General features: G+C 72.1%; 25 protein-coding genes and 2 pseudogenes. 21 read left to right on the top strand and 6 right to left on the bottom strand.

Annotated features, from left to right (window positions below):
• Nucleotides 1-18 precede the first annotated feature (18 nt).
• Complete coding sequence (locus KVA01_RS08135) at nt 19-1,623, bottom strand: GMC family oxidoreductase (protein ID WP_141269686.1); 1,605 nt, start codon at nt 1,621-1,623, stop codon at nt 19-21.
• Between the two features lie 224 nt (nt 1,624-1,847).
• Between KVA01_RS08135 and KVA01_RS08130 the strand changes: the two genes are divergently transcribed.
• The 7 genes from KVA01_RS08130 (at nt 1,848) to rbsD (ending at nt 9,262) form a co-directional block, all read left to right on the top strand.
• Nucleotides 1,848-3,083 (top strand): MFS transporter, encoded by a 1,236-nt coding sequence (locus tag KVA01_RS08130; RefSeq protein WP_068469689.1) that lies wholly within the window; start codon nt 1,848-1,850, stop codon nt 3,081-3,083.
• Nucleotides 3,084-3,270: 187 nt separating this feature from the next.
• Nucleotides 3,271-4,395 carry a LacI family DNA-binding transcriptional regulator gene (locus KVA01_RS08125; protein ID WP_170221139.1) on the top strand — a complete coding sequence of 375 codons (1,125 nt, stop codon included), beginning with the start codon at nt 3,271-3,273 and terminating at the stop codon, nt 4,393-4,395.
• Complete coding sequence (locus KVA01_RS08120; RefSeq protein WP_141269682.1) at nt 4,392-5,945, top strand: sugar ABC transporter ATP-binding protein; 1,554 nt, start codon at nt 4,392-4,394, stop codon at nt 5,943-5,945. The genes KVA01_RS08125 and KVA01_RS08120 overlap by 4 nt, the downstream gene beginning before the upstream one ends.
• Nucleotides 5,942-6,916 (top strand): ABC transporter permease, encoded by a 975-nt coding sequence (locus tag KVA01_RS08115; RefSeq protein ID WP_068469696.1) that lies wholly within the window; start codon nt 5,942-5,944, stop codon nt 6,914-6,916. Before KVA01_RS08120 ends, KVA01_RS08115 begins: the two co-directional genes overlap by 4 nt.
• 17 nt (nt 6,917-6,933) lie before the next feature.
• Complete coding sequence (locus KVA01_RS08110; RefSeq protein ID WP_068469698.1) at nt 6,934-7,878, top strand: substrate-binding domain-containing protein; 945 nt, start codon at nt 6,934-6,936, stop codon at nt 7,876-7,878.
• Nucleotides 7,878-8,885 carry a ribokinase gene (locus KVA01_RS08105; RefSeq protein ID WP_141269680.1) on the top strand — a complete coding sequence of 336 codons (1,008 nt, stop codon included), beginning with the start codon at nt 7,878-7,880 and terminating at the stop codon, nt 8,883-8,885. Before KVA01_RS08110 ends, KVA01_RS08105 begins: the two co-directional genes overlap by 1 nt.
• On the top strand, nt 8,879-9,262 hold the full coding sequence (gene rbsD / locus KVA01_RS08100) for a D-ribose pyranase (RefSeq protein WP_141269678.1): 384 nt from the start codon (nt 8,879-8,881) through the stop codon (nt 9,260-9,262). Before KVA01_RS08105 ends, rbsD begins: the two co-directional genes overlap by 7 nt.
• A gap of 94 nt (nt 9,263-9,356) precedes the next feature.
• Here rbsD and KVA01_RS08095 read toward each other — a convergent pair.
• Nucleotides 9,357-10,797, bottom strand: a pseudogene (locus KVA01_RS08095) (MFS transporter).
• A gap of 167 nt (nt 10,798-10,964) precedes the next feature.
• Between KVA01_RS08095 and KVA01_RS08090 the strand changes: the two are divergent.
• From KVA01_RS08090 to dsdA, 4 genes are read left to right on the top strand one after another with little or no spacing between them, the layout of a single operon-like run.
• Entirely contained in the window at nt 10,965-11,927 is a 963-nt protein-coding gene (locus KVA01_RS08090) for an IclR family transcriptional regulator (RefSeq protein WP_233438809.1), read from the top strand.
• 39 nt (nt 11,928-11,966) lie between these two features.
• Nucleotides 11,967-12,923: a shikimate dehydrogenase gene (locus tag KVA01_RS08085; RefSeq protein ID WP_082810370.1), complete on the top strand. Its 957-nt coding sequence runs from the start codon at nt 11,967-11,969 to the stop codon at nt 12,921-12,923.
• Nucleotides 12,920-14,782 (top strand): bifunctional sugar phosphate isomerase/epimerase/4-hydroxyphenylpyruvate dioxygenase family protein, encoded by a 1,863-nt coding sequence (locus KVA01_RS08080; RefSeq protein ID WP_141269673.1) that lies wholly within the window; start codon nt 12,920-12,922, stop codon nt 14,780-14,782. The genes KVA01_RS08085 and KVA01_RS08080 overlap by 4 nt, the downstream gene beginning before the upstream one ends.
• Nucleotides 14,783-14,828: 46 nt before the next feature.
• Nucleotides 14,829-16,325 (top strand): D-serine ammonia-lyase, encoded by a 1,497-nt coding sequence (gene dsdA / locus KVA01_RS08075; RefSeq protein WP_141269671.1) that lies wholly within the window; start codon nt 14,829-14,831, stop codon nt 16,323-16,325.
• 144 nt (nt 16,326-16,469) lie between these two features.
• Here dsdA and KVA01_RS08070 read toward each other — a convergent pair whose 3' ends face one another.
• Entirely contained in the window at nt 16,470-17,075 is a 606-nt protein-coding gene (locus tag KVA01_RS08070) for a hypothetical protein (protein ID WP_068469708.1), read from the bottom strand.
• Nucleotides 17,076-17,267: 192 nt separating this feature from the next.
• Between KVA01_RS08070 and KVA01_RS08065 the strand changes: the two genes are divergently transcribed.
• Nucleotides 17,268-17,930, top strand: a complete 663-nt coding sequence (locus KVA01_RS08065; protein ID WP_141269669.1) for a CDP-alcohol phosphatidyltransferase family protein — start codon at nt 17,268-17,270, stop codon at nt 17,928-17,930.
• Nucleotides 17,931-17,933: 3 nt separating this feature from the next.
• Nucleotides 17,934-18,932 (top strand): phosphatidate cytidylyltransferase, encoded by a 999-nt coding sequence (locus KVA01_RS08060; protein ID WP_082810371.1) that lies wholly within the window; start codon nt 17,934-17,936, stop codon nt 18,930-18,932.
• A 102-nt stretch (nt 18,933-19,034) separates the two neighbouring features.
• Here the strand turns inward: KVA01_RS08060 and KVA01_RS08055 are convergent, their stop codons facing one another.
• A complete protein-coding gene (locus tag KVA01_RS08055; RefSeq protein ID WP_068469712.1) occupies nt 19,035-19,511 on the bottom strand; it encodes an Hsp20/alpha crystallin family protein in 477 nt (158 codons plus the stop codon).
• Between the two features lie 280 nt (nt 19,512-19,791).
• Here KVA01_RS08055 and KVA01_RS08050 point away from each other — a divergent pair, with 280 nt between their 5' ends.
• Nucleotides 19,792-20,211, top strand: coding sequence for a ChaB family protein (locus KVA01_RS08050; RefSeq protein WP_141269667.1), 420 nt, complete (start codon nt 19,792-19,794; stop codon nt 20,209-20,211).
• A 40-nt stretch (nt 20,212-20,251) separates the two neighbouring features.
• Here the strand turns inward: KVA01_RS08050 and KVA01_RS08045 are convergent, their stop codons facing one another.
• Nucleotides 20,252-20,731, bottom strand: a complete 480-nt coding sequence (locus tag KVA01_RS08045) for a GNAT family N-acetyltransferase (RefSeq protein ID WP_068469716.1) — start codon at nt 20,729-20,731, stop codon at nt 20,252-20,254.
• A gap of 61 nt (nt 20,732-20,792) precedes the next feature.
• On the opposite strand from KVA01_RS08045, the gene KVA01_RS08040 reads away from it, so the two are divergent.
• The 6 genes and pseudogenes from KVA01_RS08040 (at nt 20,793) to KVA01_RS08025 (ending at nt 25,096) form a co-directional block, all read left to right on the top strand.
• The gene (locus KVA01_RS08040) at nt 20,793-21,755 is read left to right on the top strand and encodes a 1-phosphofructokinase family hexose kinase (RefSeq protein WP_068469718.1); all 963 of its coding nucleotides are present in this window, start codon (nt 20,793-20,795) and stop codon (nt 21,753-21,755) included.
• 46 nt (nt 21,756-21,801) lie between these two features.
• Nucleotides 21,802-22,686: a 5'/3'-nucleotidase SurE gene (surE, locus tag KVA01_RS08035; protein WP_068469720.1), complete on the top strand. Its 885-nt coding sequence runs from the start codon at nt 21,802-21,804 to the stop codon at nt 22,684-22,686.
• Nucleotides 22,687-22,833: 147 nt separating this feature from the next.
• Nucleotides 22,834-23,588 (top strand): annotated as a pseudogene (locus KVA01_RS13215) (MFS transporter); the annotation flags it as partial.
• Between the two features lie 58 nt (nt 23,589-23,646).
• Entirely contained in the window at nt 23,647-23,784 is a 138-nt protein-coding gene (locus tag KVA01_RS13110) for a hypothetical protein (RefSeq protein ID WP_267899940.1), read from the top strand.
• 15 nt (nt 23,785-23,799) lie between these two features.
• Nucleotides 23,800-24,501, top strand: coding sequence for an MFS transporter (locus tag KVA01_RS13105; RefSeq protein WP_267899939.1), 702 nt, complete (start codon nt 23,800-23,802; stop codon nt 24,499-24,501).
• 349 nt (nt 24,502-24,850) lie between these two features.
• Nucleotides 24,851-25,096 (top strand): hypothetical protein, encoded by a 246-nt coding sequence (locus KVA01_RS08025; protein ID WP_068469722.1) that lies wholly within the window; start codon nt 24,851-24,853, stop codon nt 25,094-25,096.
• 2 nt (nt 25,097-25,098) lie between these two features.
• Here KVA01_RS08025 and KVA01_RS08020 read toward each other — a convergent pair whose 3' ends face one another.
• Nucleotides 25,099-25,617 (bottom strand): NUDIX hydrolase, encoded by a 519-nt coding sequence (locus KVA01_RS08020; RefSeq protein ID WP_141269665.1) that lies wholly within the window; start codon nt 25,615-25,617, stop codon nt 25,099-25,101.
• A 23-nt stretch (nt 25,618-25,640) separates the two neighbouring features.
• On the opposite strand from KVA01_RS08020, the gene KVA01_RS08015 reads away from it, so the two are divergent.
• Complete coding sequence (locus KVA01_RS08015; protein WP_068469723.1) at nt 25,641-26,654, top strand: NAD(P)H-dependent flavin oxidoreductase; 1,014 nt, start codon at nt 25,641-25,643, stop codon at nt 26,652-26,654.
• Nucleotides 26,655-26,717 lie beyond the last annotated feature (63 nt).

Genomic DNA, 26,717 nt, shown 5'->3' with positions numbered 1-26,717 from the left:
ACGGGATGAGCTGCGGTGTCACTCGCCCAGGAGCATCCGCGCGCCCTTCTCGCCGATCAGCGCGGACGGGGCGTTCGTGTTGCCGGTGGGAATGGACGGCATGATCGAGGCGTCCACCACCCGTACGCCCGCCACACCGTGAACCTCCAGGGTGGCGGAATCCACCACGGCCAGCTCGTCCGTTCCCATGCGGCACGTGCCCACCTGGTGGTGGTACGTCGTCACGGCGCGGTCCATGTACGCGTCCTCGGACGCCTCGTCCGTGACCTCCGGCCCGGGGTAGATCTCCCGCGCACCCCACTCATCCGCGAGGGGCGGCGTCGCGACCATCGCGCGTGCCTGGCGGAAGGACGCCCGCAGGGCCTCGCGGTCCCGAGGGTCGGCGAAGATGTTCGGGTCGTACCGGGCGGGGTCCGTGCTGCTGGGCCCGGTCAGGGTGATCCGGCCGCGCGAGTACGGGCGCACCAGGCCGGAGTGCAGGGTGAAGGCGTTGCCCGGGCCCTCCATCCAGTCGTCGTACATGGGCACGCAGAAGTGGATGGGCTGGGTGTCCGGGCGGTCCTGGTCCTTCGTGGAGCGCCAGAACAGGTGGGTCTGGGTCACCGCGATCTCGTCCTCGGCGTGCGCGATGGTCCTCGCGGTGGCCTCAGCGATCACCGGCACCAGCAGGTGGTCGTGCAGGTTCTCCCCTACGCCGGGCAGGTCCACGACCGGCTCGATCCCCACCTCCCGCAGGTGCTCGGCCGGGCCGATGCCGGAGCGCATGAGGATCTTGGGGCTGTCCAGGGCCCCAGCGCACAGGGCCACCTCGTCCGCCTCGATCACCTCGCCGTCCGAGGACTCACCAGCCGTGGGCGGCTCGCCGGAAATGCCCTCCACCTCGGAGGTCGTCCCCGCGTGAAGCTGGACGCCGACCACGCGCCCGTCCCGGATGACCAGCCGCTCCACGACCGCGCCGGTGTGGACCTCGATCGCCCCCTTGTCCACCCACGGCTTCGCGTACGCCATGTACGTGGTCACGCGCTTGCCGTCCCGGACGGTGAGCTGCTCCTGGGACACACCGTCCTGGGTGGCCCCGTTGTAGTCCTCGTTGAAGGGCACGCCCACCGCCTCGGACGCGGCGATGATCGCGTCGAAGACGGGGCTGAGCTCGTACGTGCCCACCACGGGAACGGGACCGTCGGTGCCGCGGGGCGCCGCGGCGGCGTCGTCCGTGGTGGGGCCGTCGTAGGCCTCCAGCGCCTCGAAGACGGGGGCGACGTCGCTCCAGGCCCAGCCATTGCAGCCCGCCGCGGCCCAGTCGTCGTAGTCCAGCGGGTTGCCGCGCACCCAGATGGCGGCGTTCAGCGCGTGAGAGCCGCCGAGGACCCGTCCGCGCGGCCAGTGGATGACGCGGCCAGACGCGTGCTCCTGCGGGACCGTGAAGTAGTCCCAGTCCTCCGGGCCGTGCCACAGCTCTCCCAGGCGGGCGAGCCGTGTGATGACGGGGTTGGTGTCCTGGCTGCCGGCCTCGAGCAGCGTCACCCGGTGGCCCGCGGCGGCGGCGCGCCCCGCGACGATTGATCCGGCGGTTCCCGCGCCCACGACGACGATGTGGCGGGCGGGGTTTGTCTGTTCAGTCATGGGGCCATCCTGCCCTTCGGTGTGATGTGAGTCTCGTTTCTGGACGTGCGGTGGTTGTCTTTGCGTGCGGACTTGTGCGGGCCTCCCGGTAGCATCGTGGTGTTGCCAGGGGATTCTCCGCGCGTGTGGTCGGGTGCGCGGGCGTTCGCCCTACCCTGGAGCACTCTGATGACTTCCTCCCCCTCGCCCGGCACGGCGCCCGACGCCGCTGCCGCTGCCGCCCCGTGACGTCGTCCCACCCCTCTGAGGCGGGCGGGTCCCTGTCCCTCCCGGCTGTGGGCGGCTGGGCGTTCCTCGTCACCGCGCTGATCGGGCGCCTGCCCGCCGCGACCGTGCAGCTCGGGCTGCTGCTCTACGTGAGCGGAGCCGGGCTGGGTCTCGGGCTCGCCGGGCTCACCGTGGCCGCGGCCGGTCTCGGCTCCGCGATCGGTGCACCGCTGGTGGGGCGGCTGGTGGACCGGTTCGGGCCGTTGCCCGTGGTCGTCGCCGCCACAGTGGTGCAGCTTCTCGGCATGGGGTCGCTGCTGCTCGTGGTCCTCCATGACGGGCCCTCCGCCCTCGTGCTCGTTTTCGCCGCACTGATCGGTTCCGCGAACCCGCAGGTGGGTGCGATCGCGAGGGCGCGCTGGTCGGCGATCGCGCGGCGACGTCGGCTACCGGGACTTGTGAGCAGGGCGCTCGGCTACGAGACGGCGTGCGACGAGGTGGGGTTCATCCTGGGCCCCGTGATCGCGGGTGTGCTGGTGGGCCTGCTCGGACCGAACCCAGCGCTGGGGGTGCTGATGGCCTGGGTGGTGCTGGGGCAGGGGTGCTTCATCGTGTACCTGCTCAGCCGCCGCGGACTCGCCGTGGACACCCACACGCTGGACGTCGCCGACGGCACCGCACCCCGGATCCGCTGGGCCGCTGTGCTGCCGCCCATGCTCGTGTGCCTGTGCGTGGGGACCGTGTTCGGCTCCACGCAGACAGTGCTGACCGCCATCAACGACGCCCGCGGTACGGCCGGGTACACGGGTCTCATCTACGGCTGCATGGGCGTGGGCAGTGCGCTGGCGAGCATGCTGGTCTCCCGCCTGCCCCGGCGGCTGCCGCTGTCTGTCCGCGTGGCGGGCGGGGCGATGCTCGTCTCGCTCGTGGCGCTCGTGCTCCTGAGCATTCCCGGGCCCGCGGTGCTGGGGCTGCTGTTCATGGTGACCGGCCTGGGCGTCGGGGCGATGCTCGTGAGCGCCTACACGCGCGGCGAGCACGTGGCACCGTCCCGCCGGATCGCGAGCGTGATGACCATGCTGACCACCTGCCTGGTGCTGGGAGTCTCCTTCGGCTCCGCCCTGGGCGGTGTGCTCTCCGCGGTGCCCCGGCAGGGTTTCCTGCTCACCCTCGCCGCGGGGCTCGTGGGAATGGTGGCCGCCGTGGCGCTGCACGTCACCCGCCCGGAGCCCGGGCGCACGGTCGTGGAGTAGGCGGCAGAGGAAGGGACGACGACGCCGCGGCACCCCGGGTGCCCTGCCGGTCGTTGGCTGCGGCTTGCGCTGACGTCCAAACAACGGCGTTGCCTCTCAGCCACTCCATGTCACAGCGCACAGCAGAGGTTGTCGTGGATCACATTTCCGTGGCATGCTGTGGACACGATGTCATGGAAACGTTTCCATGACGCTGTCACCTGACACGCGAGCAAAGGAGCTTGGCGTGGCGCAGCTGCCCTCCACACCTCGGCCCCCGGCCACCCTGCGTGATGTCGCGGCGGCGGCGGGTGTCTCCGTGGCCACGGCGTCCCGCGTCCTGTCGGGAAACCCCGCCACGAGCTCCACCTCCCGCCAGGCGGTCACCGCCGCTGCGGCGCAGCTCGACTTCCACCCGAACGTCCAGGCCCGGGCGCTGCGCAGTTCGCGCACGGCGTCGATCGGTCTGCTGATCCCGGACATCAGGAACCCCCATTTCGGGGACCTCGCTCACTCTGTGGAGATGCATGCGCGGGAGCGTGGCCTCGTAACCCTGATCTCAGCGTCCGATGAGCGACTGGACACCCAGGAGACCGCCCTGCGGCTACTGATGTCCCACAACGTGGACGGTCTGATCGTGGTGCCCCAGGGTCGCCGCGACAGCCCCAGGGGACCGGAGGCGCTCGACGCCGTGGTGCAGCGCGGAATCCCTCTGGTGCTTGCGGACCGGATGGTCTCGGGTCTGGACGTGCCCGCCGTTGTCCCTGGAACGAACGGTCTCACCGACGCCGTGAACGAGCTGCTGGCACTGGGCCACGAGCGCATCGCGCTGATCGCGGGCCCGGCGACATCCTCCACGGGGCGGGAGCGGCGTCTGGCTTTCGACGCCGCGTTGGACGCGGCCGGGGCGACGCCGGATCCGGACCTGGTGCACGAGGGGGACTTCCAGCCCGCGTCCGGTCGAGAGGGTGTTGCACGTCTGCTGGGCCTGCCTCCGGGAAGACGTCCGAGTGCAGTGGTCATCGCGGACGGGCCGATGGCTGTGGGTGCGCTCGCAGCGCTGAACGAGCGCGGGGTCAGGATCCCGCAGGACCTCTCCGTGGTGGCACACGATGATCTCGACGCGTTCCGACTGTGCGATCCGCCGGTCTCGGCGATCGCGCAGGACATTGCCGCGATGGGGGCGGTGGCGCTGAACCTGCTGCTGGAACCACCCGCGGACGATGAGGAACGCACGGTGCGGCAACCGACGCTGTTCATCCAACGGGGGTCCGTGGCCGAAGCAGGTCTCCAGAAGAGCACGACAACCATGGAAGGAGGCGATGACTCGTGAGTGAACCGCTGCTGCGGCTGGTGAACGTCTGCAAGGCGTTCGGTCCGGTCCGCGTGATCGAGGACGTCAGTGTGGACGTCCACCCGGGGCAGGTGACCGTCCTGCTGGGTGAGAACGGTGCGGGGAAGTCCACCCTGATCAAGATGATGTCCGGCATCTACCAGCCGGACGCCGGTGAGATCCGGGTGGCCGGTGAGACGGTGCAGCTGCCGGACGTGAAGGCGGCGGAGCGGCTGGGCATCGTGACCATCCACCAGGAATTGAACCTGGTGCCGACCATGTCGGTGGCGCAGAACATCTCGCTGGGCCGGGAGCCGCGCCGCTTCGGGGTCGTGGACCGCGAGGCACTGGCGCGGATCGCCCGGGAGGCGATGGCCAGGATCGGCATGGACCTGGATCCGGCCGCGCACCTCGGGGACATGGGCGTGGCCCGCCAGCAGCTCGTGGAGGTGGCGAAGGCGCTGTCCCTGGACGCGCGGATCCTCATCCTGGACGAGCCCACCGCGGCCCTGACCGGCGCGGAGTCGGCCGCGCTGTTCGCCGTGATCGACGAGCTGAAGGCCCGCGGTGTGGGCATGGTCTTCATCAGCCACCACCTGGACGAGATCGCCCGGGTGGGGGACACCGTGGTGGTGCTGCGGGACGGCCGCGTGGTGGCGGAGGTCCCCGCGGACACCCCCGAGGACGAACTGATCCGCCTGATGGTGGGTCGCGAGCTCAGTGAGCAGTTCCCGCGTCACCCGCGCCGCCGGGGCGACGACGCCGAGGAGCTGCTGCGCGTGCAGGGCGTCTCCACGGGTGGCCTGGTCCGGGACGCGAGCTTCTCCGTGCACCGCGGTGAGGTCGTGGGCCTCGCCGGTCTGGTGGGAGCGGGCCGCACGGAACTGATCCGCGCGATCGCCGGTGCGGAGAAGCGCACGGGGGCCGTGAGCGTCGCCGGCAGTGAGCTTCCGGTCGGGGACGTCGGCGCCGCGGTGCGCGCGGGCATCGGCCACGTGCCGGAGGACCGCAAGCACCAGGGGCTCGTGCTGGACGCCCCCATCACGCAGAACATCGGCTACGCCACCCTGGGCAGCACCGCGAAGGCGGGGCTGGTGGACCGGGCGGGGCAGCGGCGTCGTGCGCAGGACGTGGCGCAGAAGCTGCGCGTGCGCATGCGGGACGTGGACCAGCACGTGCGGGACCTCTCCGGCGGCAACCAGCAGAAGGTGGTCTTCGCCCGCTGGGTGGTGGCCGGCTCCACCGTGCTGCTGCTGGACGAGCCCACCCGCGGCGTGGACGTGGGCGCGAAGGTCGAGATCTACGAACTGGTCCGGGACGTCACGGACGCCGGCGGAGCGGTCCTGCTGGTTTCCTCCGAGCTGCCGGAGGTGCTCGGGATGTCCGACCGCATCCTGGTGATGTCCGAGGGGCGGATCACCGGGGAGCTCTCCGCCGAGGAGGCCACGGAGGACTCCGTGATGGCCCTGGCGGTGTCCAACACGCACAGCGACGCGAGCGCCGAGCGCGCGGTCCAGACCCTGGAAGAAGAGACGAGAGAACGAGCATGAACAGCACTTCGACGACGGCGTCGCGGCAGCGAGGATTCGACCTCAAGGCCTTCGCGGCGAACAACGGGGCCCTGATCGGGCTGATCGTCCTGGCGGTGGTCATGGCCATCGCCTCGCCCGCGTTCCTGAGCGGGCAGAACATCGTCAACGTGGGGGAGCAGGTGGCGACGATCGCCATCCTGGCCTTCGGCATGACCTTCGTGATCGTGGCCGCGGGCATCGACCTCTCCGTGGGGTCGGTGGCGGCGCTGTCTGCTATGGCCTCCGCCTCCATGGTGGCCGGATGGGGCCTGCCGGAGGTCTTGACCATTGTGGCCGGTCTGGTGGTCGGTGCCCTCGCGGGTGCGGTGACCGGCATCGCCGCGGCGTACGGGAAGCTTCCCGCGTTCATCGCATCCCTCGCGATGATGTCCGTAGCGCGTGGCCTGACCATGGTGATCTCAGACGGTCGTCCGGTCGAGGCTCCGAGCCAGGTTGCCGCTCTGGGCGGTGACCTGGGTCCCGTCCCCGTGCCGATCGTGGTGCTGGTGCTCGCCGGTCTGGTGGCGGCGTTCGTCCTGCGTTTCACCGTGGCCGGTTCCTACATGTACGCCGTGGGCGGCAACATCGAGGCAGCGCGGCTCTCGGGCATCCCGGTCAAGCGCGTGGTCGTGCTCGTGTTCCTGCTCTCCGGGGTGTTCGCCGCGCTCGCGGGCATGGTCACGGCCGGCCGTCTCGACTCCGTCCAGCCGACCATCGGCACCGGCGCGGAGCTGGATGCCATCGCCGCCGTCGTGATCGGCGGGGCCTCCCTGTCCGGCGGCGTGGGGCGGATCTCCGGAACGCTCGTGGGTGCCCTGGTGCTCGCCGTGATCCGCAACGGCCTGAACCTGATGAACGTCTCGCCGTTCTGGCAGCAGGTGGTCATCGGCGCCGTGATCGCGCTTGCCGTGCTCTTCGACGTCATCCGCCACAAGAACACCCGGCTGTGAAGGAGGGACGAGCTCTCATGGTGCACTCCACACGACGCACGTTCCTGGGCCTCACGCTGGCCGGGATCACCGGGGTGGCCCTCGCGGGCTGCGCCTCCCGTGACTCCGGGCCGAAGGTCACCCTGGCACTGTCCACGCTGTCCAACCCGTTCTTCGCGGACCTGCGCGACGGTGCAGCCGCCGCGGCGCGCTCCGCGGGGATCGACCTCGCCGTGGTCAACGCGCAGGACAACCCCGAGAACCAGCTGGACCAGCTGCGCACCGCGGCGGTGAACGGCTCCCGAGCGGTGATCGTCAACCCCGTGGACTCGGACGCCGCCAAGCCGGCGGCCACCGCGGTGATGGACCAGGGCATCCCGCTGATCGCGGTGGACCGCGGCATCACGGACCGCACGCCGGGCAGCTTCATCGCGTCCGACAACGTGGCCGGTGGCCGCCAGGCCGCAACGCTGCTCGCCGAGCTGCTGGGTGGCACGGGCAAGATCGCGGTCCTGGAGGGTCAGCCGGGGGCTTCCGCCACCCGGGACCGTGGCGCGGGCTTCCTCGAGGAGCTGCGCAAGCACCCCGGCCTGGAGGTCGTGGCGTCCCAGACCGCGAACTTCGACCGTGAGGACGCCCTGGACGTCATGACCAACATGGTCCAGGCCGCCCCGGGCATCCAGGCCGTCTACGCCCACAACGACGAGATGGCCCTGGGTGCTGCCGTGGCCCTGGGCTCGCGTGCGGGCAAGGACGTCAAGATCATCGGTTTCGACGGCGGCGGGGACGCGCTCGACGCCGTCAAAGCCGGCACCCTGTCCGGCACGATCGCCCAGAGCCCCCGTGAACTCGGCCGCCAGGCCGTGCTGCAGGCCCTGCGCGCCGTCCAGGGTCAGCCGTTGCAGCCCAGCGTCCGCGTGTCCGTGACCACTGTGACGAGCAAGAACGTGGACGAGTTCGTCGCCAAGTCCAAGGAGTCCTGATGCACCCTTCCCGCAGTGAGACCTCGCCCCACAACGAGGTTCCCTCCCACGGCGAGACCCGGGCGGGAGCCCCGTCGCAGCCCGTGGACGTCACGGTCGTGGGGTCCACGAACCTGGACGTCACCGCCACCGTGCCGCGCCTGCCCGGCCGCGGCGAGACACTGCTGGGTACGTCCCTCGTGTCCTCGCCGGGCGGCAAGGGCGCGAACCAGGCGCTCGCGGCCTCGCGCGCCGGGGCTTCCGTCCGTTTCGTGGGGGCGGTGGGGGACGACGACGCCGCGGCCGCCGCCCTCGCCCACCTCCGGTCGGACGGCGTGGACCTCTCCGCCGTCCTCACCCGGGAGGGAGTGCCCACCGGGACCGCCCTGATCTGGGTGGAGGACTCCGCGGAGAACTCGATCGTGGTGGTCCCCGGTGCCAACGGTTCCGTGACCGCCGAGGACGTGGACCGGGTGGCGGACGCCGGTGGTCTGGAGGGCGTCGTCGTGCTGCAGGGGGAGATCCCCACGGCCGCCGTGGCCCGCGCTGCCGAGCGCGCTCCGGGCCGGGTGGTCGTGAACCTGGCCCCCGTGATCGAGGTGCCCGCCCACGTGCTCACGAGTGCGGACCCGCTGATCGTCAACGAGCACGAGGGTGCGGAGTCGCTGCGGCTGCTCGGCGGCGAGCCGGAGGGGCTGGACGAGGAGGGCATCGTGGCCGCCCTCCTCGCGGCCGGGGTGCCGAGCGTCATCATGACCCTGGGTTCCCGCGGGGCGCTCGTGGCGGATGCCGCCGGCGTGCGCTCCACCCCGGCTGCCCGGGTGCGGGCCGTGGACACCACCGGGGCCGGGGACGCCTTCGCGGGCGCGGCCGCCGCTCGGCTGGCCCGGGGCGCGGACCTGGACACCGCGGCGTCGTACGCGGCACGCTTCGCCGCCGGCGCCGTGCTGACCGCCGGCACGCAGTCCTCCTACCCGCAGCGCGACGCCGCCCTGCCGGAGCTGGACGGGCAGGGCCGGGCATGCTGAAGCGCAGGATCCTGAACCCGGAACTGAACCGCAGGCTCTCGCTGCTGGGCCACACGGACCTGACGTTCCTCGTGGACGCGGGCATGCCCCTGCCCGTTTCCGACGCCGTCGTGGACCTCACCCTGGTGGCCGGCATCCCGCGCTTCGTGGACGTCTACGCCGCGGTCACGGAGGCCCTGCAGATCGAGGGGGCCACCGTGGCGCAGGAGGCCCGCGGCGGGGCGGCCGAGCAGTGGTGGTCGGACCTCGCGTGCCCCGTGCAGGAGGTTCCCCACGAGGAGCTGAAGACCATGCTCGCCCGCGCCAAGCTGATCGTCCGCACCGGAGAGTGCACCCCGTACGCGAACATCGCGCTGCGCAGCGGCGTGCCCTTCTGAGCCGGCCCGACGGCATGGAACGACGACGCCGCGGTGACCGGGGAGAACCCGGGCCCCGCGGCGTCGTCGTGGGAGGAAGGGGCACGAACCGGGATCAGCGGCGGTGCCCCACGCCCTGCTTGTCGAGGGTGATGATCTCCAGGGCCTCCGTGCGGCTCGTGTGGAGGTTGTCGATCTCCCGCAGGGACCGGGACTTCGTCTCCTTGGCGGTGAAGGCGGCGATCGCGGAGAGCAGCGCCGCGCCGCAGACCACCAGGGCCACGTTGAACCAGTTGTCGCCCTGCGCGCCGGACACCGCGGTGGCGAGGATGGGGGTGATGCCGCCGGAGATCGCGAAGCCGATCTGCGTGCCGAGCGCCAGGCCGGAGACGCGCACCCGGGTGGGGAACATCTCCGCGTAGAACGCCGGCCACACGCCGTTCGCCATGGAGTACAGCACGCCGGAGAGCAGTGCGCCCAGGACGAAGATCAGGACCCAGTTTCCGGCGGAGACCGCGGCCAGGTAGGGGGAACATCATCAGCGCGGAGCCGAACACACCGGCGATGAACACCGGCTTGCGCCCGATCCGGTCCGCGAGCATGGCCCACGCGGGGATCGTGAACAGGGCCACGAAGTTGGCGAGCACGGAGACCCACAGCATCGTGGAGCGCTCCAGGCCCACCACGGAGGTCGCGAAGGACAGGGACCACACCAGGAACACCACGTTCACCGTGTTGATGAGCGCGGCGGCGGCGATCCGCAGCACCGCGGCCCTGTGGTACTTGAACATCACGGACAGCGGGGTCGCGGGCTTCTCGTCCGGCATCTCCTGCTGGGCGTCCTCGAAGGCGGGCGGCTCCTCCAGGTGGCGGCGGATCAGGTACGCGGTCAGCACCACCACGGCGGAGATCCAGAACGGCACGCGCCAGCCCCAGCTGAAGAGCTGCTCCTCGGAGAGCAGCAGCGTGAACGGGATGAACACGGCGGTGGCCAGCAGGGTCCCGAACTGGGTGCCCTGCAGCGTCCACGAGGTGGTGACGGCGCGGTGGCGGTCGTCGGCGTGCTCCAGGGACACCGAGATCGCGCTCGCCTGCTCCCCGGAGGCCGAGAGCCCCTGGATCACGCGGCACAGCACCAGCAGCACGGGGGCGAGCATCCCCACCTGGCCGTAGGTGGGCAGGCAGCCGACGGCGAACGTGGAGCCGCCCATGAGGAACAGCGTCAGCATGAGCACGAACTTGCGTCCCAGGCGGTCGCCCAACGGTCCCATGACGAGCGCTCCGAGTGGGCGCACGATGTACGCGACGCCCACCGTTCCCATGGCGAACAGGATCCCCATGCCGGGAGAGGTGTCCTTCGGGAAGAACAGGTGGTTGAGCACGAGCGCGGCGGCCGTGCCGTACACCGCGAAGTCGTAGTACTCCAGGGCAGAGCCCACCCAGCTGGCCAGAGCGGCCTTCTTGGGCGTCTTGACGGGGCCGGTGTGCGCCGCGGCGGGGCCTGCCGCGGTGCCCGGTGGGCGGCCGGGACCGCCCGGTGCCGGGGTCGTGGTCATGAGCGTGTCCTAACGGGTGAAGGGGGCAGCGCGGCGCATAGTTGCTGAATAATGAAAATGACTTCCGAATGCTTGAAAGAAAGCATGGTGTGGGTCACACTGTTCGTCAAGTGCCTCGTCCGTTCCCGCCCCTCCCGGGGTGTGCCCGCAGCAGTCAGGAGTCCGTCGTGAACACCCCACCCGCGCCGGGGTCTGCCGTGCCCTCGGACGGCGCGGCCGCCGCCAGCACAACGCCGAGCGGCACGACGTCGGACATCACGACGCCGAGCGGCGCGGTACCGGGACCCGTCCCCGGCACAGCGACGACTCAGCCCGCCGCGCCCACCAGCGCCGCGGCGTCGTCGTCCCCCACAACCCGCGGCACACCGCGCTCCGGCGACCGCTCCGGCACGGTCCGCAAGGGTCTCGCGCTGCTGCAGCTGCTCGGGGACCACCCGGAGGGGGCGACCGCCGGGCAGCTCGTCGCGGACTCGGGGCTCGCGTTCAGCACGTGCTACCGGCTGCTGGCCACGCTCGTGGACGCCGGGTACGCGGAGTTCGAGCCGGAGACGAAGCGCTACCGGCTGGGCGTGCTGCTCTTCGCGATGGGGCAGAAGGTGGCCTCGGCGCGCGGCTGGGCCGGTACCGCCCTGCCGGTGATGCGCGAGGTCGTGGAGGCCACCGGCGAGAGCTGCCTACTGGCCGTGCTGGACGGGGACCGGTTCCTCACCGTGCACACCGTGGACGGCCCGCACCACCGCACCACCACGGATCCGGGGGACCGCGGGGAGCTGCACACCTCCGCGCTGGGCCGGGTGCTGCTCGCGTTCTCGGAGCCGCAGCTTCGCGAGCACCTGGTCGAGACCCTGGACCTGCCCGCCCGCACGGAGCGCTCGCTCACGGACCGGGACGCCCTGCGCACGGAGCTGGAGCGGGTCCGGGAGCAGGGCTGGGCCCTGCAGGACCAGGAGCACGACGACGCCATGGCCGCCCTGGCCGTGCCCGTGGTCTCCCCGGGGGCTCCCGTGCGCGCCGCCCTCGCCCTGGCCGCCCCCGTCCACCGCTGCGACCCGCAGGCGCTGGTGGACCACGTGCCGCTGCTCCGGCAGGCCGCGGACCGGCTCGCGGCGGTGCTGCCGCAGCGCCGCTGACGGCTCCCGAACCCACACGTTTTCTCCGGAAGGAACCCCATGTCCACTCGCAGCGAGTCCTACCTGGTGGGGCTGATCGGTGACGGCATCACCGAGAGCCTCACCCCACCCATGCACGAGCACGAGGCGGACCACCACGGCCTGCGCTACCTCTACCGGCCCGTGGATCTCGCGGTGATCGGGCGCCCGGGCGTGGACGTGGGCGAGCTGCTGCGCGCGGGGCGTGACCTGGGGTTCAACGCGTTCAACATCACCCACCCGTGCAAGCAGCTGGTGCTGGAGCACCTGGACGAGATCGACCCGCAGGCCCGGGCCATCCAGGCGGTGAACACCGTGCTGATCCGGGACGGGAAGTTCGGGGGGTTCAACACGGACTGCTCGGGCTTCACCCGCGGCTTCGAGCACGGGCTCGACGGCGTCACGGTGGGTCGCGTGGTGCAGTTCGGCTCGGGCGGGGCCGGTTCCGCGGTGGCCGAGGCGCTGCTGGACCTGGGGGCGCAGCGGCTGTCCCTCGTGGACATGGACCTCTCGCGCGCCGCGGAGCGTGCCGAGGAGCTGGCCGCCCGCTACCCGGACGCCACGGTCGAGGCGATCAGCGCCGAGCAGGCCCCCGAGCGGATCGCCGCCGCGGACGGCGTGGTCAACGCGACCCCCGTGGGCATGCACCACCACCCGGGGGCGCCGTTCGACCTGGGTCTGCTGCGCGCCGAGCACTGGGTCGCGGACGTGGTCTACCTGCCCATGGACACCCCTCTCGTGCGGGCCGCGCGGGACCTGGGCTGCCAGGTCCTGGACGGCGGGCACATGGCGGTGGGGCAGGCCGTGGACGCGTTCGCGCTGATCACCGGGGAGACCCCGGACAGTGCCCGGATGCGCGCGCACTTCCTGGAGCTCACGGGCCAGGACACCCCCGGCGTGGATGCCCCGGGCACGGTCCCGGTGGAGGCGCCCGCGGCCACGGACTCGGGCCGCGCCGTCGAGGGCGGTGCCCTGTGAGGACCAGCATCGCCACGGTGTGCCTGTCCGGGACGCTGGAGGAGAAGATGCGCGCCGCCGCGGCCGCGGGTTTCGACGGCGTGGAGGTCTTCGAGCCGGACCTCGTGGTCTCGCCGTCCTCCCCGGAGCAGCTGCGCGAACTCGCCGCCGAGCTGGGGCTGTCCCTGGACATGTACCAGCCCTTCCGCGACGGCGTGGAGGTGGCCCCGGAGGCGTTCCCGGACTCGCTGCGGCGGCTGCGCGCCAAGTGCGAACTCATGAACCGGCTGGGCACCTCCGTGCTGCTGGTGTGCTCGAACGTGGCCACGGGTGTGCTGGAGGACGACGCCGCCATTGCCGAGCAGCTGCGCGCGGCCGGTGACGTGGCGGACGAGTACGGGATCGACCTCGCGTACGAGGCGCTCGCGTGGGGCGCGCACGTGAACACGTGGCGCCACGCCCACCGCATCGTGGAGCTCGCGGACCACCCCCGGGTGGGCACGTGCCTGGACAGCTTCCACATCTTCTCCCGCGGGGACACCGTGGAGGGCGTGGAGGCGTGCGACCCCCGCAAGATCTTCTTCGTGCAGCTCGCGGACGCGCCCCTGCTCACGCAGGACGTGCTCTCGTGGTCCCGCCACCACCGGGTGTTCCCGGGGGAGGGGGACTTCGACCTCGTGGACCTGCTCGGGCGGCTGCACGAGACCGGCTACGCGGGTCCCGTCTCCCTGGAGATCTTCAACGACTCGTTCCGCCAGGCGGACGTGCACCGCACCGCCGTGGACGGGCTGCGCTCCCTGCGCTGGCTCGAGGACCAGACCGCGGACGCCGTGCGCGAGGCCGGAGGGGATCCGGACCGGCCGCCGCTGGTGCTCACGGACCTGCCCGCGCCCCAGGCGCCGCGGGCGTGGGACTTCCTGGAGCTGCGCACCCGCGAGCTCGGGCACGTGACGCGCATGCTGCACCAGCTCGGGTTCGCGCTCGCCGGGCACCACCGCTCCAAGGACCAGGTGCAGGTGTGGGCCCAGGGGCCGGTGCGGATCATCGTCTCCGAGGACTCGCGGGACTCCGCGCAGCCCACGCGGCTCGCGGCGCTCGGCGTCCAGGTCACGGACCCGGACGTCGCCGCCTACCGAGCGCAGCGCCTGCTCGCCCAGACCGTGGACCGCGCGCAGCTGCCGGACGAGACCGTGCTGCACGGCGTCGTCGCCCCGGACGGCACGGAGATCTTCTTCGGCCCCACGGGGGACCGCGGCGTGCCGCCGTGGCTCGTCGAGTTCGGCGCGGACCCCCGCGAGGGCGCCCCCGAGTCCCTGTTCACCGGCGTGGACCACGTGAACCTCGCGCAGCCGTGGCAGCACTACGACGAGGCCGTCCTGTTCCTGACCTCCCTGCTCGACCTGCACCCCGCACCCTCCCAGGACGTGGCGGGACCCTCCGGGCTCGTGCGCTCGCAGGTCATGCGCTCCGCCGGCGGGGTGGTGCGCATCCCGCTCAACGTGGCGCCCATGGCCGCGGAGCAGGGGGCGTTCACGGGGGCGGCGTACCCGGAGCACATCGCGCTCGCGTGCTCGGACATCGTCGCCGTGGCCCAGCGGGCACGACGCCGCGGCCTCGCCTTCCTGCCCGTCCCCACCAACTACTACGAGGACCTCGTGGCCCGCTTCGACCTCGACCCGGACTTCGTGGCCCTGCTCGAGTCCAACGGCCTGCTCTACGACCGCGACGACGCCGGCGAGTTCCTGCACTTCTACACCCCCACCCTCGGCGAGGTGTTCGTGGAGGTCGTGGAGCGCCGCAACGGCTACGAGGGATATGGCGCCCCCAACGCGCCGGTGCGGCTGGCGTCGCAGTACCGGGAGTTCGCGCGGAAGGGGTAGGCGGGCGGCTTGACCCTTCCCACCGTGCGCACGCCATGATGACTTCATGACCACTCACGGAGCCGAACCGTCCGCCCGCCCCACGCCGGCAGCCGACGCCGTGCCCGCGGGCGACGCCGCCCTGCTCGCGGACCCGCTCGTCGACCGGCTGGCCCGCGAGGAGCCCCTCACCTGGTGGAACCCCGCGGCCGGGGACAGTTCCCGTGGGTTGGAGGACTCCGGCGTGGACCCGGCCATCGTGGCCAATGCCGCCGCGCGCCTGGAACGATTCCGCCCCTGGATCGCCGCCACGTTCCCGGACACCGCCGCGGCGGGTGGGCTCATCGAGTCGCCCGTGCAGGAGGCGTCCGCCTGGCGTGCGGCCGAGGCCCCGGAGGCCGGGCGGGTGCTGCTCAAGCGCGACGACATCCTGCCCGTGAGCGGTTCCGTGAAGGCGCGCGGCGGGGTGCACGAGGTGCTGCAGTACGCGGAGTCCCTCGCCGTGGCGCACGGGCTGCTGGCCGTTCCCGACGCTCCGCTCCCCGCGCAGACCGGTGCCGATGCACCGCTGCCCGCGGGCGGCGTCGTCGACCACTCCGTGTTCGCCACGGCCCCGTTCCGCGAGCTCATGGCCGCGCACCGCGTGGTGGTGGGCTCCACCGGCAACCTGGGGATGTCGATCGGCATCATCTCCGCAGCCCTGGGGCTGCAGGCCACCGTGCACATGTCCACGCACGCGCAGCAGTGGAAGAAGGACCTCCTGCGCTCGCGCGGCGTGGAGGTCGTGGAGCACAGCACCGACTACACGGAGGCCGTGGCGGCCGGGCGGGCCGCCGCCGAGGCGGACGACACCGTGCACTTCGTGGACGACGAGCACTCCCTGAGCCTCTTCGCCGGCTACGCCGTGGCGGGCGCCCGCGTGGCCCGGCAGCTGCGCGAGCAGGGGATCGCCGTGGACGAGGAGCACCCCCTGTGCGTGCACCTGCCGTGCGGGATCGGCGGCGCCCCGGGCGGCGTGGCCTACGGCCTCAAGCGTGAGTTCGGCAACGCCGTGCACTGCGTGTTCGTGGAGCCCACCCAGGCGCCGTGCATGCTGCTGGGAGTCCGCACGGGCCGGCACGACACCGTCTCGGTCGCCGAGCTGGGCCTCACCACCCGCACCGTCGCGGACGGCCTCGCGGTGGGGCGGCCCTCCGGCTTCGTGGGCCGCGCCGTGCAGGGCCTGGTGGACGGGTACGTCACCGCCTCCGACGAGCAGATGCTCGCGCAGGTCAGGGCCCTGAACGCGGCCGAGGGCATCGTCGTGGAGCCGTCCGCGGCGGCCGCCCTCGAGTCGGTCCGCCGGGTGGCGGGCGCTGGCACGGGGGACGACGACGCCGCGCGCGGCCTTCCGGGGCACGCCGCCGACCCGGGGACGGGCGGGTCCGCGGGCGTCGCGCCGGAGACGGGCGCAGCCGAGACGACCGCGACCGCGCGAACCGTGCCGCCGACCGCGACCCACATGGCCTGGCTGACCGGCGGCGGGATGCTGCCGGAGGAGGTGCGGGCGCGCTACCTGGCGTGACGCGGCGACGTCGTTCCGGGGCTCCACGCCGGCGCGCGGTGCGGGAAAGCCCGCCCGCGCCGGACGCGTTCCAGATCGTGCAGATGCGCCGCGGGCCTCGTCGGACTGGGCTGCACGTGTGTGGCCCGGCAGGGGAGCGGACTGTCAGTCCCGGCCCACCGTGCGGAAGTACCACGCGTAGAACGCCGTCCACCCGGCTGCGAAGACCGCCCACCGGGTGCCCTCGGGGAGTCCCGGGCAGCGGGTCCTGAGCAGCTCGGAGAGGCCGCCGACCCCGGCGGTGACCAGCACGAACCGCGGTGCCCGGGCGGGGACGGACCACGCGAGGAACGGCAGAAGCGGGTCTCCCTGCAGCCCGGCGGCGCGGGCGTAGAGCTTGTAGGGAGTGCCCCGCAGCGGTCCGAGCAGCACGGCGGTGTAGCGGTGGGCGGGCATCTCGCGTTCCACGCGGGTGATCATCGCGGGGGAGACCGCGGGCAGCCGGGACAGCACGCTCGCGGAGCGGCGGGCCGGGACGCGCGCACCCCAGCGGTGCATCACGGCGCCGCCGAGCACCGCCCCGGCGGTCGCGGAGCCCACGCAGGACAGCCCCCGGCCGACGCTGCGCATGGCCACCGCGGAGAGCCACACGTCCGGGACGATGAAGAACCCGGTCGCCTCCGCGAACCCCCACGCCGCGGCAAGAGCGTGCTCCGCCCTGGACGCCGCGTGTCCGCGCTCCCTGCGATGGCGTCGTCGGCTGCTGAGCATGGCGGTCTCCCGGTGTCGTTCGTCGTCTTCTTGTGGATATCCAACCCCACGGACTCGCCGCCGTGTCACTGTTGCCGCATACTCACAGTGCAGATGATTCATGAAAATACATCTGAGAGCCCAGGCCCAATGCCCGCGCCGATGAGCACGAGAAGAAGAGCCCGAGAAGAAGTCCACGAGACGAGGAGCGTCATGACCCCCACCGGCCCCTTGCGCCGACCCATTCCGCAGCGCAGCGCCGGGTGGGCGACCGCCGCGGCCTCGGCGCTGCAGCGCACCGGGATCCGCCCGAACCACGTGTCGGTGGCGTCCGTGGTCACGGCACTGGTGGGCGCCGGGTGCCTGGTGGTCGCGGGCCACGCGGACGGCGCCCTGCGCACCGTCGCCCTGCTGCTCGCCGCGGTCTGCATCCCGCTGCGTCTGCTGTGCAACATGCTGGACGGGATGCTCGCGGTCGAGGGCGGGCTGCGGACGCCCACCGGGGACCTGTACAACGAGGTACCGGACCGGCTCTCGGACCTGGCCCTGTTCGTGGGAGCCGGCTGGGCGGCGTCGTCCGTGGCCGGGGGCGTGACGCTCGGCTGGCTCGCCGGGACCCTCGCGGTGTTCACCGCCTACGTGCGCACGCTCGGCGTGAGCCTGGGCTGCGCCCAGCAGTTCGGTGGGATCCTGCCCAAGCAGCGGCGCATGTGGGTGCTCATGGGCGGCATCCTGGTCAGCCTGTTCGAGCCGGTGCTGGGCTGGCACCCGGGGATCGTCCTGTGGCTCACGCTCGTGGTGGTCGTCGCGGGCTGCGCGGTCACCGCAGTCACCCGGCTCGGTGCCACCGCCCGCGAGCTGCGGGCACGGGGCTAGGCCGTGCCGACCGTGGGGCTGCTCGGCCCGGAGAGTCTGCGGCTGGTCCTGGGACTGCTCGCGTTCCTCGTGGTGGCCACCGTGGTTGCGGAGGTGATGTACCGCCGCACCCGCTCGGACGGGCTGCGGGCCACGCTGCTCAACGTGCGGCAGCGGATCTTCGCGTGGTGGATCATGACGGGGGTGCTCGTGGGCAGCCTCGCCCTCGGGGAGACCGTGGTGGTGCTGCTGTTCCTGGCGCTGTCCCTGGTGGCCATGCGCGAGTTCGCGGACCTCATGCCCCGCGGCGAGCGGGACACCCGCGTGATGGTGTGGATCATGGCCGTGCTGAGCCCCCTGCACTTCTGGTTCCTGTGGCAGCACTGGTACGGCATGTACGCCATCTTCATCCCGGTCTACGCGTTCCTCTTCCTGCCGGTGCTGCTGGCGCTGTCCGGGCGCACGGACTCGTTCCTCCACAGGGCCGCGCTGAGCCAGTGGGGGCTCATGGTGTGCGTGTACGCGCTGAGCTACCTCCCGGCCGTGCTGCAGCTTCCGGTGGTGTTCCGGGAGGGCAAGGCCGCCGCGGACGGTTCCCCCGTGGGCTCCGGCGGCGCGGAGGCGGGTGCGCTGCTGCTGTTCCTGGTGGTCGTCGTCCAGGGCTCGGACGTCCTGCAGTACCTGTGGGGCAAGACCCTGGGGCGGCACCGGATCGCACCCACCGTCAGCCCCAACAAGACGTGGGAGGGGTTCGTGGGGGGCATCCTCTCGGCGACGACGCTCGGCGCCGCCCTGTGGTGGCTCACCCCGTTCACGCCCTGGCAGGCCGCCGGGCTCGCGCTGCTCTCGTGCGTCCTGGGCTTCGCGGGCGGGCTCGTGATGAGCAGCCTCAAACGGGACCGCGGCATCAAGGACTTCGGCACGCTCATCCCCGGCCACGGCGGCATCCTGGACCGCATGGACTCCCTGATCTTCGCGGCCCCGGTGTTCTTCCACCTCACGCGGTTCTTCTTCGCGGGCTGAGGCTGTCCCCGGACGTGACGAAGGGCCCGCGGGATCACTCCCGCGGGCCCTTGCTCGTCCTACAGCGCGGTCCGTGTGCCGGACCACCGCCCGTTCACGAGGTCAGTCCTCGGAGCCCTTCTCGGGGGAGGAGTCCTCGGACTTCCCACCGTGCTCGAGCACCACGTTATCCTGGTTGCCCTGACCCGTGGCCACCTGGATCTTGCGGGGCTGGGACTTGGGGGAGACCGGGATGCGCACCGTGAGCACGCCGTTGTCGTAGGCGGCGGTGATGTTCTCGGTGTCGATGCCCTGGCCCAGGTTCAGCTGGCGCACGAAGGAGTGGTTGCGGCGCTCGCGCACGATCCACTTGGTGTCCTTCTCTGCGGAAGGCAGGCGGCGCTGGGCGCGGATGGTCAGCAGCTGGCCGTCGACGTCCACGTCCACGCTGGACGGGTCGATGCCCGGCAGGTCCGCCGCGAGGTAGTAGTCGGAACCCTGACGGTAGAGGTCCATGGGCATCTGCTCCAGGCCGTTGCGGCTGGAGAGCACCTGGTTGGCGAAGTTCTGGACCTCGGAGAACGGATCGAAAGTAGCCATGGGAGTTGCTCCTTACATGATGGACACCGCCGTGATGTGCCCCGCCGCCCTGTCATCCCGTGGAAGTGGAGCTTTCACGTTTCTTGAGTCCCCTTGACTCAACTACGAAAAAGATAGCACTCGGTGCGGAGAGTGCCAATACCCCGGGCAGTAAAGTTGAGCGGATTCAGCTCAAGGCGCACAGTACGCGGGTGCCGGGCCCGAAAGGGTGGGGTGCGCGGCGTCGTCGTTTCTAAAATTGGGGGTGTCCTCGACGACCGGAAGACCCCAGGAGGCCACGATGCCCAAGGCGAACAAGGACGGCCGCGCACGCCAGGACGAGATCCCGTCCACGCTGCGGCGCTCGGACGAGAAGGCGCAGGACACCTTCGCGCAGACCTGGGACGCCGCGGAGGAGGAGTACCACGACGACTCCCGGGCCGCGCGCACTGCCTGGTCCGCGGTGAAGCACACCCACGAGAAGGTCGGGGACCACTGGGAGCCCAAGGAGGAGAACGGCCCGTCGGACGCCCGCGCCGAGAAGGGCGGGCTGAACTCGGAGGACACCGCCGGGGGCGTGGACGCCAACGCGAGCAAGGAGCACCTCTACGGGATCGCCCAGGAGCTGGACGTGCAGGGGCGCTCGGAGATGACGAAAGAGGAACTGGTGCGGGCCATTGAAGCCGCAAACGAGAAGAGGACGAGGGACGCGCGGAAGTAGCGGGGCGCCGTCGTCGTCGCCCGCGCCGGAAGGCTCGCCCCTACAGCGTGCGGGCCAGGAACACCGACGCCGTGGTGGCCTCATGGAAGGACTCCACGGGTTCGTAGCCGCGGTTGCGGAACATGGCGATGCCCTCGGTCATCTCGGGGTTCAGCGAGACCACGGCCGTGCCGGCGCCGAAGGAGCGCACCTTGTTCTCCAGGGCGCGCACCAGCGTGCGGGCGTGGCCCTTGCCGCGGTGCTCGGGGGTGACCCAGATCCGGCGCAGCTCCACGCGGTCGTCGTCGATCCGGCGGACCGCGCCGCACGCGATGACCTCCCCGGTGACCAGGTCCGTCATGAGGAGGAAGTCGCCGTGGGGCGGGGTGACGTCCTCGGGGCGGGTGACCTCCGTGAGCTCGGGGTCGAAGCCGCCGTCGATCCGGTGGTCCAGCTCGCTGAAGTACGAGCCCAGGGCGCGGAGCGTGTGCTCGCTGGCCGCCTGACCCTCCACGATGCGAATGGGTGCGGTGGCGTTCATCCCACCATCGTGGCACCTCCCCGTCCTGTTCACCAGCACCCGTGTGGGGTAGTTTTCGTGCGTGACCGACACCCGTTCCGGCGCGAAGCCGCGCCTCTCCGTCCTGGTTCCCACGCCGCTGCTGATCACCGAGATCACGGAGCCCGCGGCGTACCGCAACCGCAGCCCCCACGAGTCGGACGTGCACATGCACCCGGGTGGACAGGGGCTGTGGGTGGCGCGCATGGCGAGTTCCCTGGGCACGGACGTGTCCGTGAGCGGGCCCTTCGGCGGGGAGCTCGGCGCCCTGATCCGCTCCATGCTGGACGGGCTGGGCATGCAGGTCAACGCGGTGCGCTACGGCTACGGCAACGGCGGCTACGTGTACGACCTGCGGGGCGAGGACCGGGAGACCGTGGCCCACATGCCCCCGCCGGAGCTCTCGCGCCACGAGCTGGACGACCTCTACGGAACGGCCTTCGTGGACGCGCTGGCCTCGGACGTCCTGACCGTCACGGGGGCGGAACCGGGGGACGTGGTGCCGGCCGCGTTCTTCGGCCGTCTCATCCGTGACACCCGGGACGCCGGGACCACGGTCGTGGCGGACCTCAGCGGGGCACCCGCGCTCGCCGCGGTGGAGGCGAAGGTGGACGTGCTGAAGATCAGCCACGAGGAGGTGCGGGACCTGGACCTCGGTTCGGACGACACCCCCGAGTCCCTGGTGGGCGCGGGACGTGCGCTGCTCGAACGCGGCGCCGGCGCCGTCGTCATCTCGCGCGCCAAGGACCCCGCGCTGCTCGTGACGGCGGACTCCGTGCGGGAGGTCTCCGCCCCGTCGATCACCCCGCTGGACCACCGCGGCGCCGGGGACTCCATGACCGCGGGGATCTCGGTGGGGCTGGCCCGCGGCCTGGACCTCGTGGACGCCGTGGCACTCGGGGCCTCCGCCGGTGCCCTCAACGTGGCACGGCGCGGACTGGGCACGGGCAACCGCACGACCATCGAGAAGTTCGCCCGCCAGATTACGGTGCGCACGATTTCCTGACGTCCGCACCTGGTCCGGGTGCGGGCCGCGTGCCACGATGGTCCACATGCACATCCTGGTCACCAATGACGATGGCATCTCGTCCCCGGGCCTCGCGGTCCTCGCCCGGGCGGCACTGGAGCGCGGCCACACCGTGAAGGTGGCCGCGCCCGCGGAGGAGTACTCCGGTGCGAGCGCATCCCTGTCCGGCGAGGAGATCGACGGCCGGATCGCGCTCGTGGAGGCCGCTCCGCCCGGCATGCCCCACGGCGTGGAGTGCGTGGGCGTGAAGGCCGCCCCGGCGCTGATCGCCTTCCTGGCCTCGTACGGGGCGTTCGGCCAGCGCCCGGACATGGTGCTCTCCGGGGTGAACCTGGGGGCGAACACGGGCAAGGCCACGCTGCACTCGGGCACGGTGGGAGCCGTGCTGACGGCGGCGTCCCACGGGATCCCGGGCATCGCGGTGTCCATCACCTCCGGCGCCCCGCAGCACTGGGAGACCGCGCAGCTGGTCACCCGGTTCGCGCTGGAGCACTGGGAGGAGCGCCCGTTCGACGAGTGGATCCTCAACCTCAACGTCCCGGACGTGGCCCCCGCGCGGCTGCGCGGTCTGAAGCCCGCGCACCTGGCGAGTTTCGGTGCCGTCCAGGCGCAGATCGGGCGCGGGGACGAACAGCACATCGCGGTGACCTACAGCGCGGAGACCGGGCCCGAGGAGCCGGACAGCGACCACCACCTCCTCACCCACGGCTGGGCCACGGCCACCCTGCTGCGCGCCCCGGTGGACGACCGCAGCCAGGACACGCACGCCGTGCCCCGCGAGGAGCTCGGCATCACGGGCCCCACGCCCTTCTGGGACGTCACCCTCCCTGGCCTCACGGACGACGACGCCGCGGCGCCCGGCACCGGCGACGTCGCCGTGGACGCGGCCACGGTGATGCGCCGCACCTGAACCGCGCGCCGCCGGGACGCACGGTCCATGCATGCGCACCGGCACGCGCCGAGCGGATAGTCTTCCCGCCAGGACAACTCGTCCCGGCGCCGTCGGCCACCGAGCCGCGGAACGGGCGGGGCACCGACCATCTGCGGAGGCTGGAACATGGCGTCGACACCGGCGGCGGGAACACGACCGAGCGACGTCGAGAGCGCACCCGCGCCACGACGCCAGGACTGGGTGGCGCTCGGCGCGCTCGCCGCGGGGCTGGGGATGATCGTGCTGGACGGCACGATCGTGGGAGTGGCTCTGCCCGCGATCATCTCGGACCTGCACCTCAACCTCACGGATGCGCAGTGGGTCAACAACCTCTACGCGGTGCTGCTCGCCGCGCTGCTGCTGTCCACGGGCAAGCTCGCGGACCGGTGGGGGCGCAGACCATTTTCATGGTGGGGCTGCTGGTCTTCGCCGGGGGCAGCCTGCTCGCGGCGCTGTCCGGGACGGCGGGGGCGCTGATCTCCTCCCGCGCGGTGCAGGCGCTGGGGGCGGCGTTCATCATGCCGTCCACGCTGTCCACGGTGAACGCCCTGTTCCGTGGCAAGTACCGGGGGCCGGCGTTCGGCGTGTGGGGTGCGGTGATGTCCGGCGCGGCGGCGATCGGCCCGCTGGTGGGCGGTGCGCTGACCCACTGGGCGTCCTGGCACTGGATCTTCCTGGTGAACCTGCCCCTGGCCGCGATCATTGCCGCGGTGGGGTGGCGCAGCATCACCAACACCCGCAGCGACGTGCGGGAACGCGGCGCGGAGGTGGACGGCGCCATGCTCAGCGCCCTGGCGTTCGGGGCGTTGGTCTTCGCGATCATCGAGGGACCGGCCGTCGGCTGGCTCACCCCCACGGCGGACTTCTCGATCTTCGGATGGGTGTGGCCCGCCACGGCGGCCGTGTCCGTCGTGGCGGTCGCGCTCGTGGTGGGGGGTCGTGGCGCTGGCGCTGTTCGTGGTGTGGGAGCGCCACCGCGCCCGCGTGCGCCGCTCGGCCCTGCTGAATCTCAACCTCTTCCAAGTGCGCACGTTCTCGTGGGGCAACCTGGCGGCCGCCATGGTGGCCGTGGGCTAGTTCGCCATCATCTTCGTGCTGCCGCTCTACCTGACCAACGTGCTGGGTCTGGACATCATGCAGTCCGGCCTGGTGCTTGCCGCCATGGCGGTGGGTGCGTTCATCTCGGGTGCCTCCGCACGGCACCTCGCCGCGAGGTTCGGTGCCCCGGGGACCGTGCTGATCGGCCTGGGGCTCGAGGTCGTGGGCGTGGCCGTGCTCGGGCTGCTCATGGGACCCAGCACGTCCGCATGGCTGATCGCACTGCCGCTCGTGGTCTACGGCGTGGGCCTGGGGCTCGCCTCCGCGCAGCTCACCGGCACGGTCCTGCGGGACGTCCCCGTGGCGGCGTCGGGCCAGGCGTCCGCCACGCAGAGCACCGTGCGCCAGATCGGCTCCGCGCTCGGCACCGCCTTCGCGGGAGCCGCGCTGTCCGTGTTCATGGGGCTCACCCTGCCCGCCGCGCTGAGCGGCACCGGCCTGGACTCCGCGCACGCGGACCAGCTCGCGGAGGCCACTCGCCAGTCCGCCGGCGGCATGATCCCCCATCTGCGTGAGCAGGCCCCGCAGCACCCCCTGGGTCCGGAGACGCAGCACGTCGTGGACGCGCTCGCCACCGGCTTCACGCATGCGACGCAGTGGGCGCTCGTGATCGCCACCGGGTTCATCGTGCTGGGCTTCATCGGCGCCCTGCAGGTCCGCCGCTCCGCCCGCCGGGAGGAGAAGGCGGCGGCCTGAGCGGGGCCGTGCGCGGCGTCGTCGGCCCAAGGGATGACGACGCCGCGTGGCCGGCCGCGTGCGCGACACCTGGCCGGGCGGGGCGTGCGAGAAGTGGCCGATCGGCCATTGTGCGGGCCCGTCCAGTCTGGGACGGTGGAAGGCCGGGAGAGTCCCGGTGGAAGAAACCGGAGCGGGTGAGACAGCGATGTCCACGAGCGAACAGAACGCGGCCGGGCAGCAAGCCGGCGGAGCAGAAGCAGGCAACACCCACCGGGCCGGGGACGATCATGCCCGACGTGCCGGCCCACACGGCTCGGATACGAGGCGTTAGGAGATCCTGAAGGCAGATCCGTACTATCCCCACACAGTGTTGCGTGCGGTGTTTCTGGCTGTGGTGATTTTCCTCGCTGTGCTGGGACTGATCACGGTGTTGACGCTGACAATCTGGCCGCATGAAATCGTCCGGGATTCGCTGGTCGTGCCTGCCATCTACGCAATCATTTTTGCCGGTGGACAGCTGGCCCTGCGCCGGTTCCGAGTGGGAAGACTCGAAGCCTGGGGGAAGATTCCACCCAGGGACGAAGCCAGGAGCGTGCCGGGTCAGCAACCCTGACCCTAGCGGCGGGGCCAACTCCCCGCGCTCCGCACCACCGGCAGCGCGTACCAGCGGGAGAGCGGGGCGAGGTCCTCAACGCCCTCCACGCCGTCGAGCGGCTGCCAGCGCAGCTCCTCGATCTCCGCGGCGGGTATGGGCGTCTCCGTGAGCGGCACGGTGCTGAGGAACACGTGGCTGTGCAGCGCGTGTCCGGGCTCGTTGGCGGCGTCCGTGTGCCACTCGCCCACGAGCACGAGGTCCTCCGGGGGCAGCTCGAGCCCCAGCTCCTCGCGGACCTCCCGGATCCCGGCCTCGCGCGGGGTCTCGTCCGCCTCCGGCTTGCCACCGGGGAACATGAACATCCCGGTCCCGCGCTTGCGCACGGTCAGTGCGTGGCCGTCCGCCGCGCGGCGCAGCACCACCCCGGTGACCTTGATGACGGGACGGGAGGGGGCGGCGTCGTCGACCTCCGAAGTCACCGGGTGGGTCACGGGGGAGGACGGAACGGGGGCGCGGCGCGCATCATGGGAGTCGAACACGACCGCCAGTCTAAGGAGCCACCATGTCCAATCCCCTGAGCGCGCTGCAGGTCCCCGTGGTCCAGGCCCCCATGGCGGGTGGGCCGTCCACGGCGGCGCTCGCGGTCGCCGTCGCCCGAGCCGGGGGACTGGGCATGCTGGCCGCCGGCTACAAGACCACCGAGGCCATGGCGGCGGAGATCCGCAAGGTCGCCGAGCGCACGGACCGCTTCGGCGTGAACCTCTTCACGCCCGAGCAGGACCCCTCGGACCCCGCGCAGCTGGACGCTTTCGCGGACGCCCTCGCGCCCCTGGCCGCAGAGCTGGGCGTGCCCGCGCCGCGGCCGGGCGAGTACACGGACGACCACTACGCCGCCAAGCTCGACCACCTGGTGGCCCAGCCGGTCCCGGCGGTCTCCTTCACGTTCGGCCTGCCGTCCGTGGACGACGTCGCCCGGTTGCGGTCCGTGGGCACCGCCGTGATCCTCAACGCCACGGACGAGGCGGAGTTCACCGCGGCGCTGGCCCTCGACCCGGACGCGGTCGTCGTGCAGGGCGCGGAGGCGGGCGGCCACCGCGCCACCCACGGCCAGGCGAAGACCCCGCAGGAGATCTCCACCGCGGACCTCGTGAGCAGCGTGCGCGAGCAGACCGCGCTGCCGCTGATCGCGGCGGGTGGCGTGTCCGGGCGCGACGACGCCGCTGACCTCCTCGAGCGCGGCGCGGACGCCGTGCAGGTGGGGACCCTGTTCCTCACCGCGCAGGAGGCGGGAACCAAGCCCGCCCACCGCCGCGCGCTGCTGGGCGGCGAGCACGAGGAGACCGTGGTGACCCGGGTGTTCTCCGGGCGGGCGGCCCGCGCCCTGCGCAACCGCTTCACGGACCGCCTCGCCGCCGCGCAGGTGCCCGGCTACCCGCAGGTCCACTACATGACCGCACCGCTGCGGGCGGCTTCCGCGGACGACCCCGAGGGGCTGAACCTGTGGGCCGGCACCGGTTTCGCGGGGTGCCGCGAGACCACGGCGGCCAACGTCGTCGATCTCTTCCGAGGGCTCTGAAGGTCCCGGCGTCGTGACGGACGTGGGCCCGCGGTGTGCTGAGCGGGACGGGTTCCGCGCACC

It is taken from the genome of Kocuria varians (assembly GCF_006539885.1).
Taxonomy (GTDB): domain Bacteria; phylum Actinomycetota; class Actinomycetes; order Actinomycetales; family Micrococcaceae; genus Kocuria; species Kocuria varians.
This window is presented reverse-complemented; position numbering and strand designations above follow the sequence as displayed.

What these genes read in the sequence shown, in the direction of transcription:
- KVA01_RS08135 (WP_141269686.1), bottom strand. Translation starts at nt 1,623, where the DNA reads ATGACTGAACAGACAAACCCCGCCCGCCACATCGTCGTCGTGGGCGCG.
- KVA01_RS08125 (WP_170221139.1), top strand. Translation starts at nt 3,271, where the DNA reads ATGACGCTGTCACCTGACACGCGAGCAAAGGAGCTTGGCGTGGCGCAG.
- KVA01_RS08115 (WP_068469696.1), top strand. Translation starts at nt 5,942, where the DNA reads ATGAACAGCACTTCGACGACGGCGTCGCGGCAGCGAGGATTCGACCTC.
- KVA01_RS08110 (WP_068469698.1), top strand. Translation starts at nt 6,934, where the DNA reads ATGGTGCACTCCACACGACGCACGTTCCTGGGCCTCACGCTGGCCGGG.
- KVA01_RS08105 (WP_141269680.1), top strand. Translation starts at nt 7,878, where the DNA reads ATGCACCCTTCCCGCAGTGAGACCTCGCCCCACAACGAGGTTCCCTCC.
- rbsD (WP_141269678.1), top strand. Translation starts at nt 8,879, where the DNA reads ATGCTGAAGCGCAGGATCCTGAACCCGGAACTGAACCGCAGGCTCTCG.
- KVA01_RS08085 (WP_082810370.1), top strand. Translation starts at nt 11,967, where the DNA reads ATGTCCACTCGCAGCGAGTCCTACCTGGTGGGGCTGATCGGTGACGGC.
- dsdA (WP_141269671.1), top strand. Translation starts at nt 14,829, where the DNA reads ATGACCACTCACGGAGCCGAACCGTCCGCCCGCCCCACGCCGGCAGCC.
- KVA01_RS08070 (WP_068469708.1), bottom strand. Translation starts at nt 17,075, where the DNA reads ATGCTCAGCAGCCGACGACGCCATCGCAGGGAGCGCGGACACGCGGCG.
- KVA01_RS08065 (WP_141269669.1), top strand. Translation starts at nt 17,268, where the DNA reads ATGACCCCCACCGGCCCCTTGCGCCGACCCATTCCGCAGCGCAGCGCC.
- KVA01_RS08055 (WP_068469712.1), bottom strand. Translation starts at nt 19,511, where the DNA reads ATGGCTACTTTCGATCCGTTCTCCGAGGTCCAGAACTTCGCCAACCAG.
- KVA01_RS08050 (WP_141269667.1), top strand. Translation starts at nt 19,792, where the DNA reads ATGCCCAAGGCGAACAAGGACGGCCGCGCACGCCAGGACGAGATCCCG.
- KVA01_RS08045 (WP_068469716.1), bottom strand. Translation starts at nt 20,731, where the DNA reads ATGAACGCCACCGCACCCATTCGCATCGTGGAGGGTCAGGCGGCCAGC.
- surE (WP_068469720.1), top strand. Translation starts at nt 21,802, where the DNA reads ATGCACATCCTGGTCACCAATGACGATGGCATCTCGTCCCCGGGCCTC.
- KVA01_RS08015 (WP_068469723.1), top strand. Translation starts at nt 25,641, where the DNA reads ATGTCCAATCCCCTGAGCGCGCTGCAGGTCCCCGTGGTCCAGGCCCCC.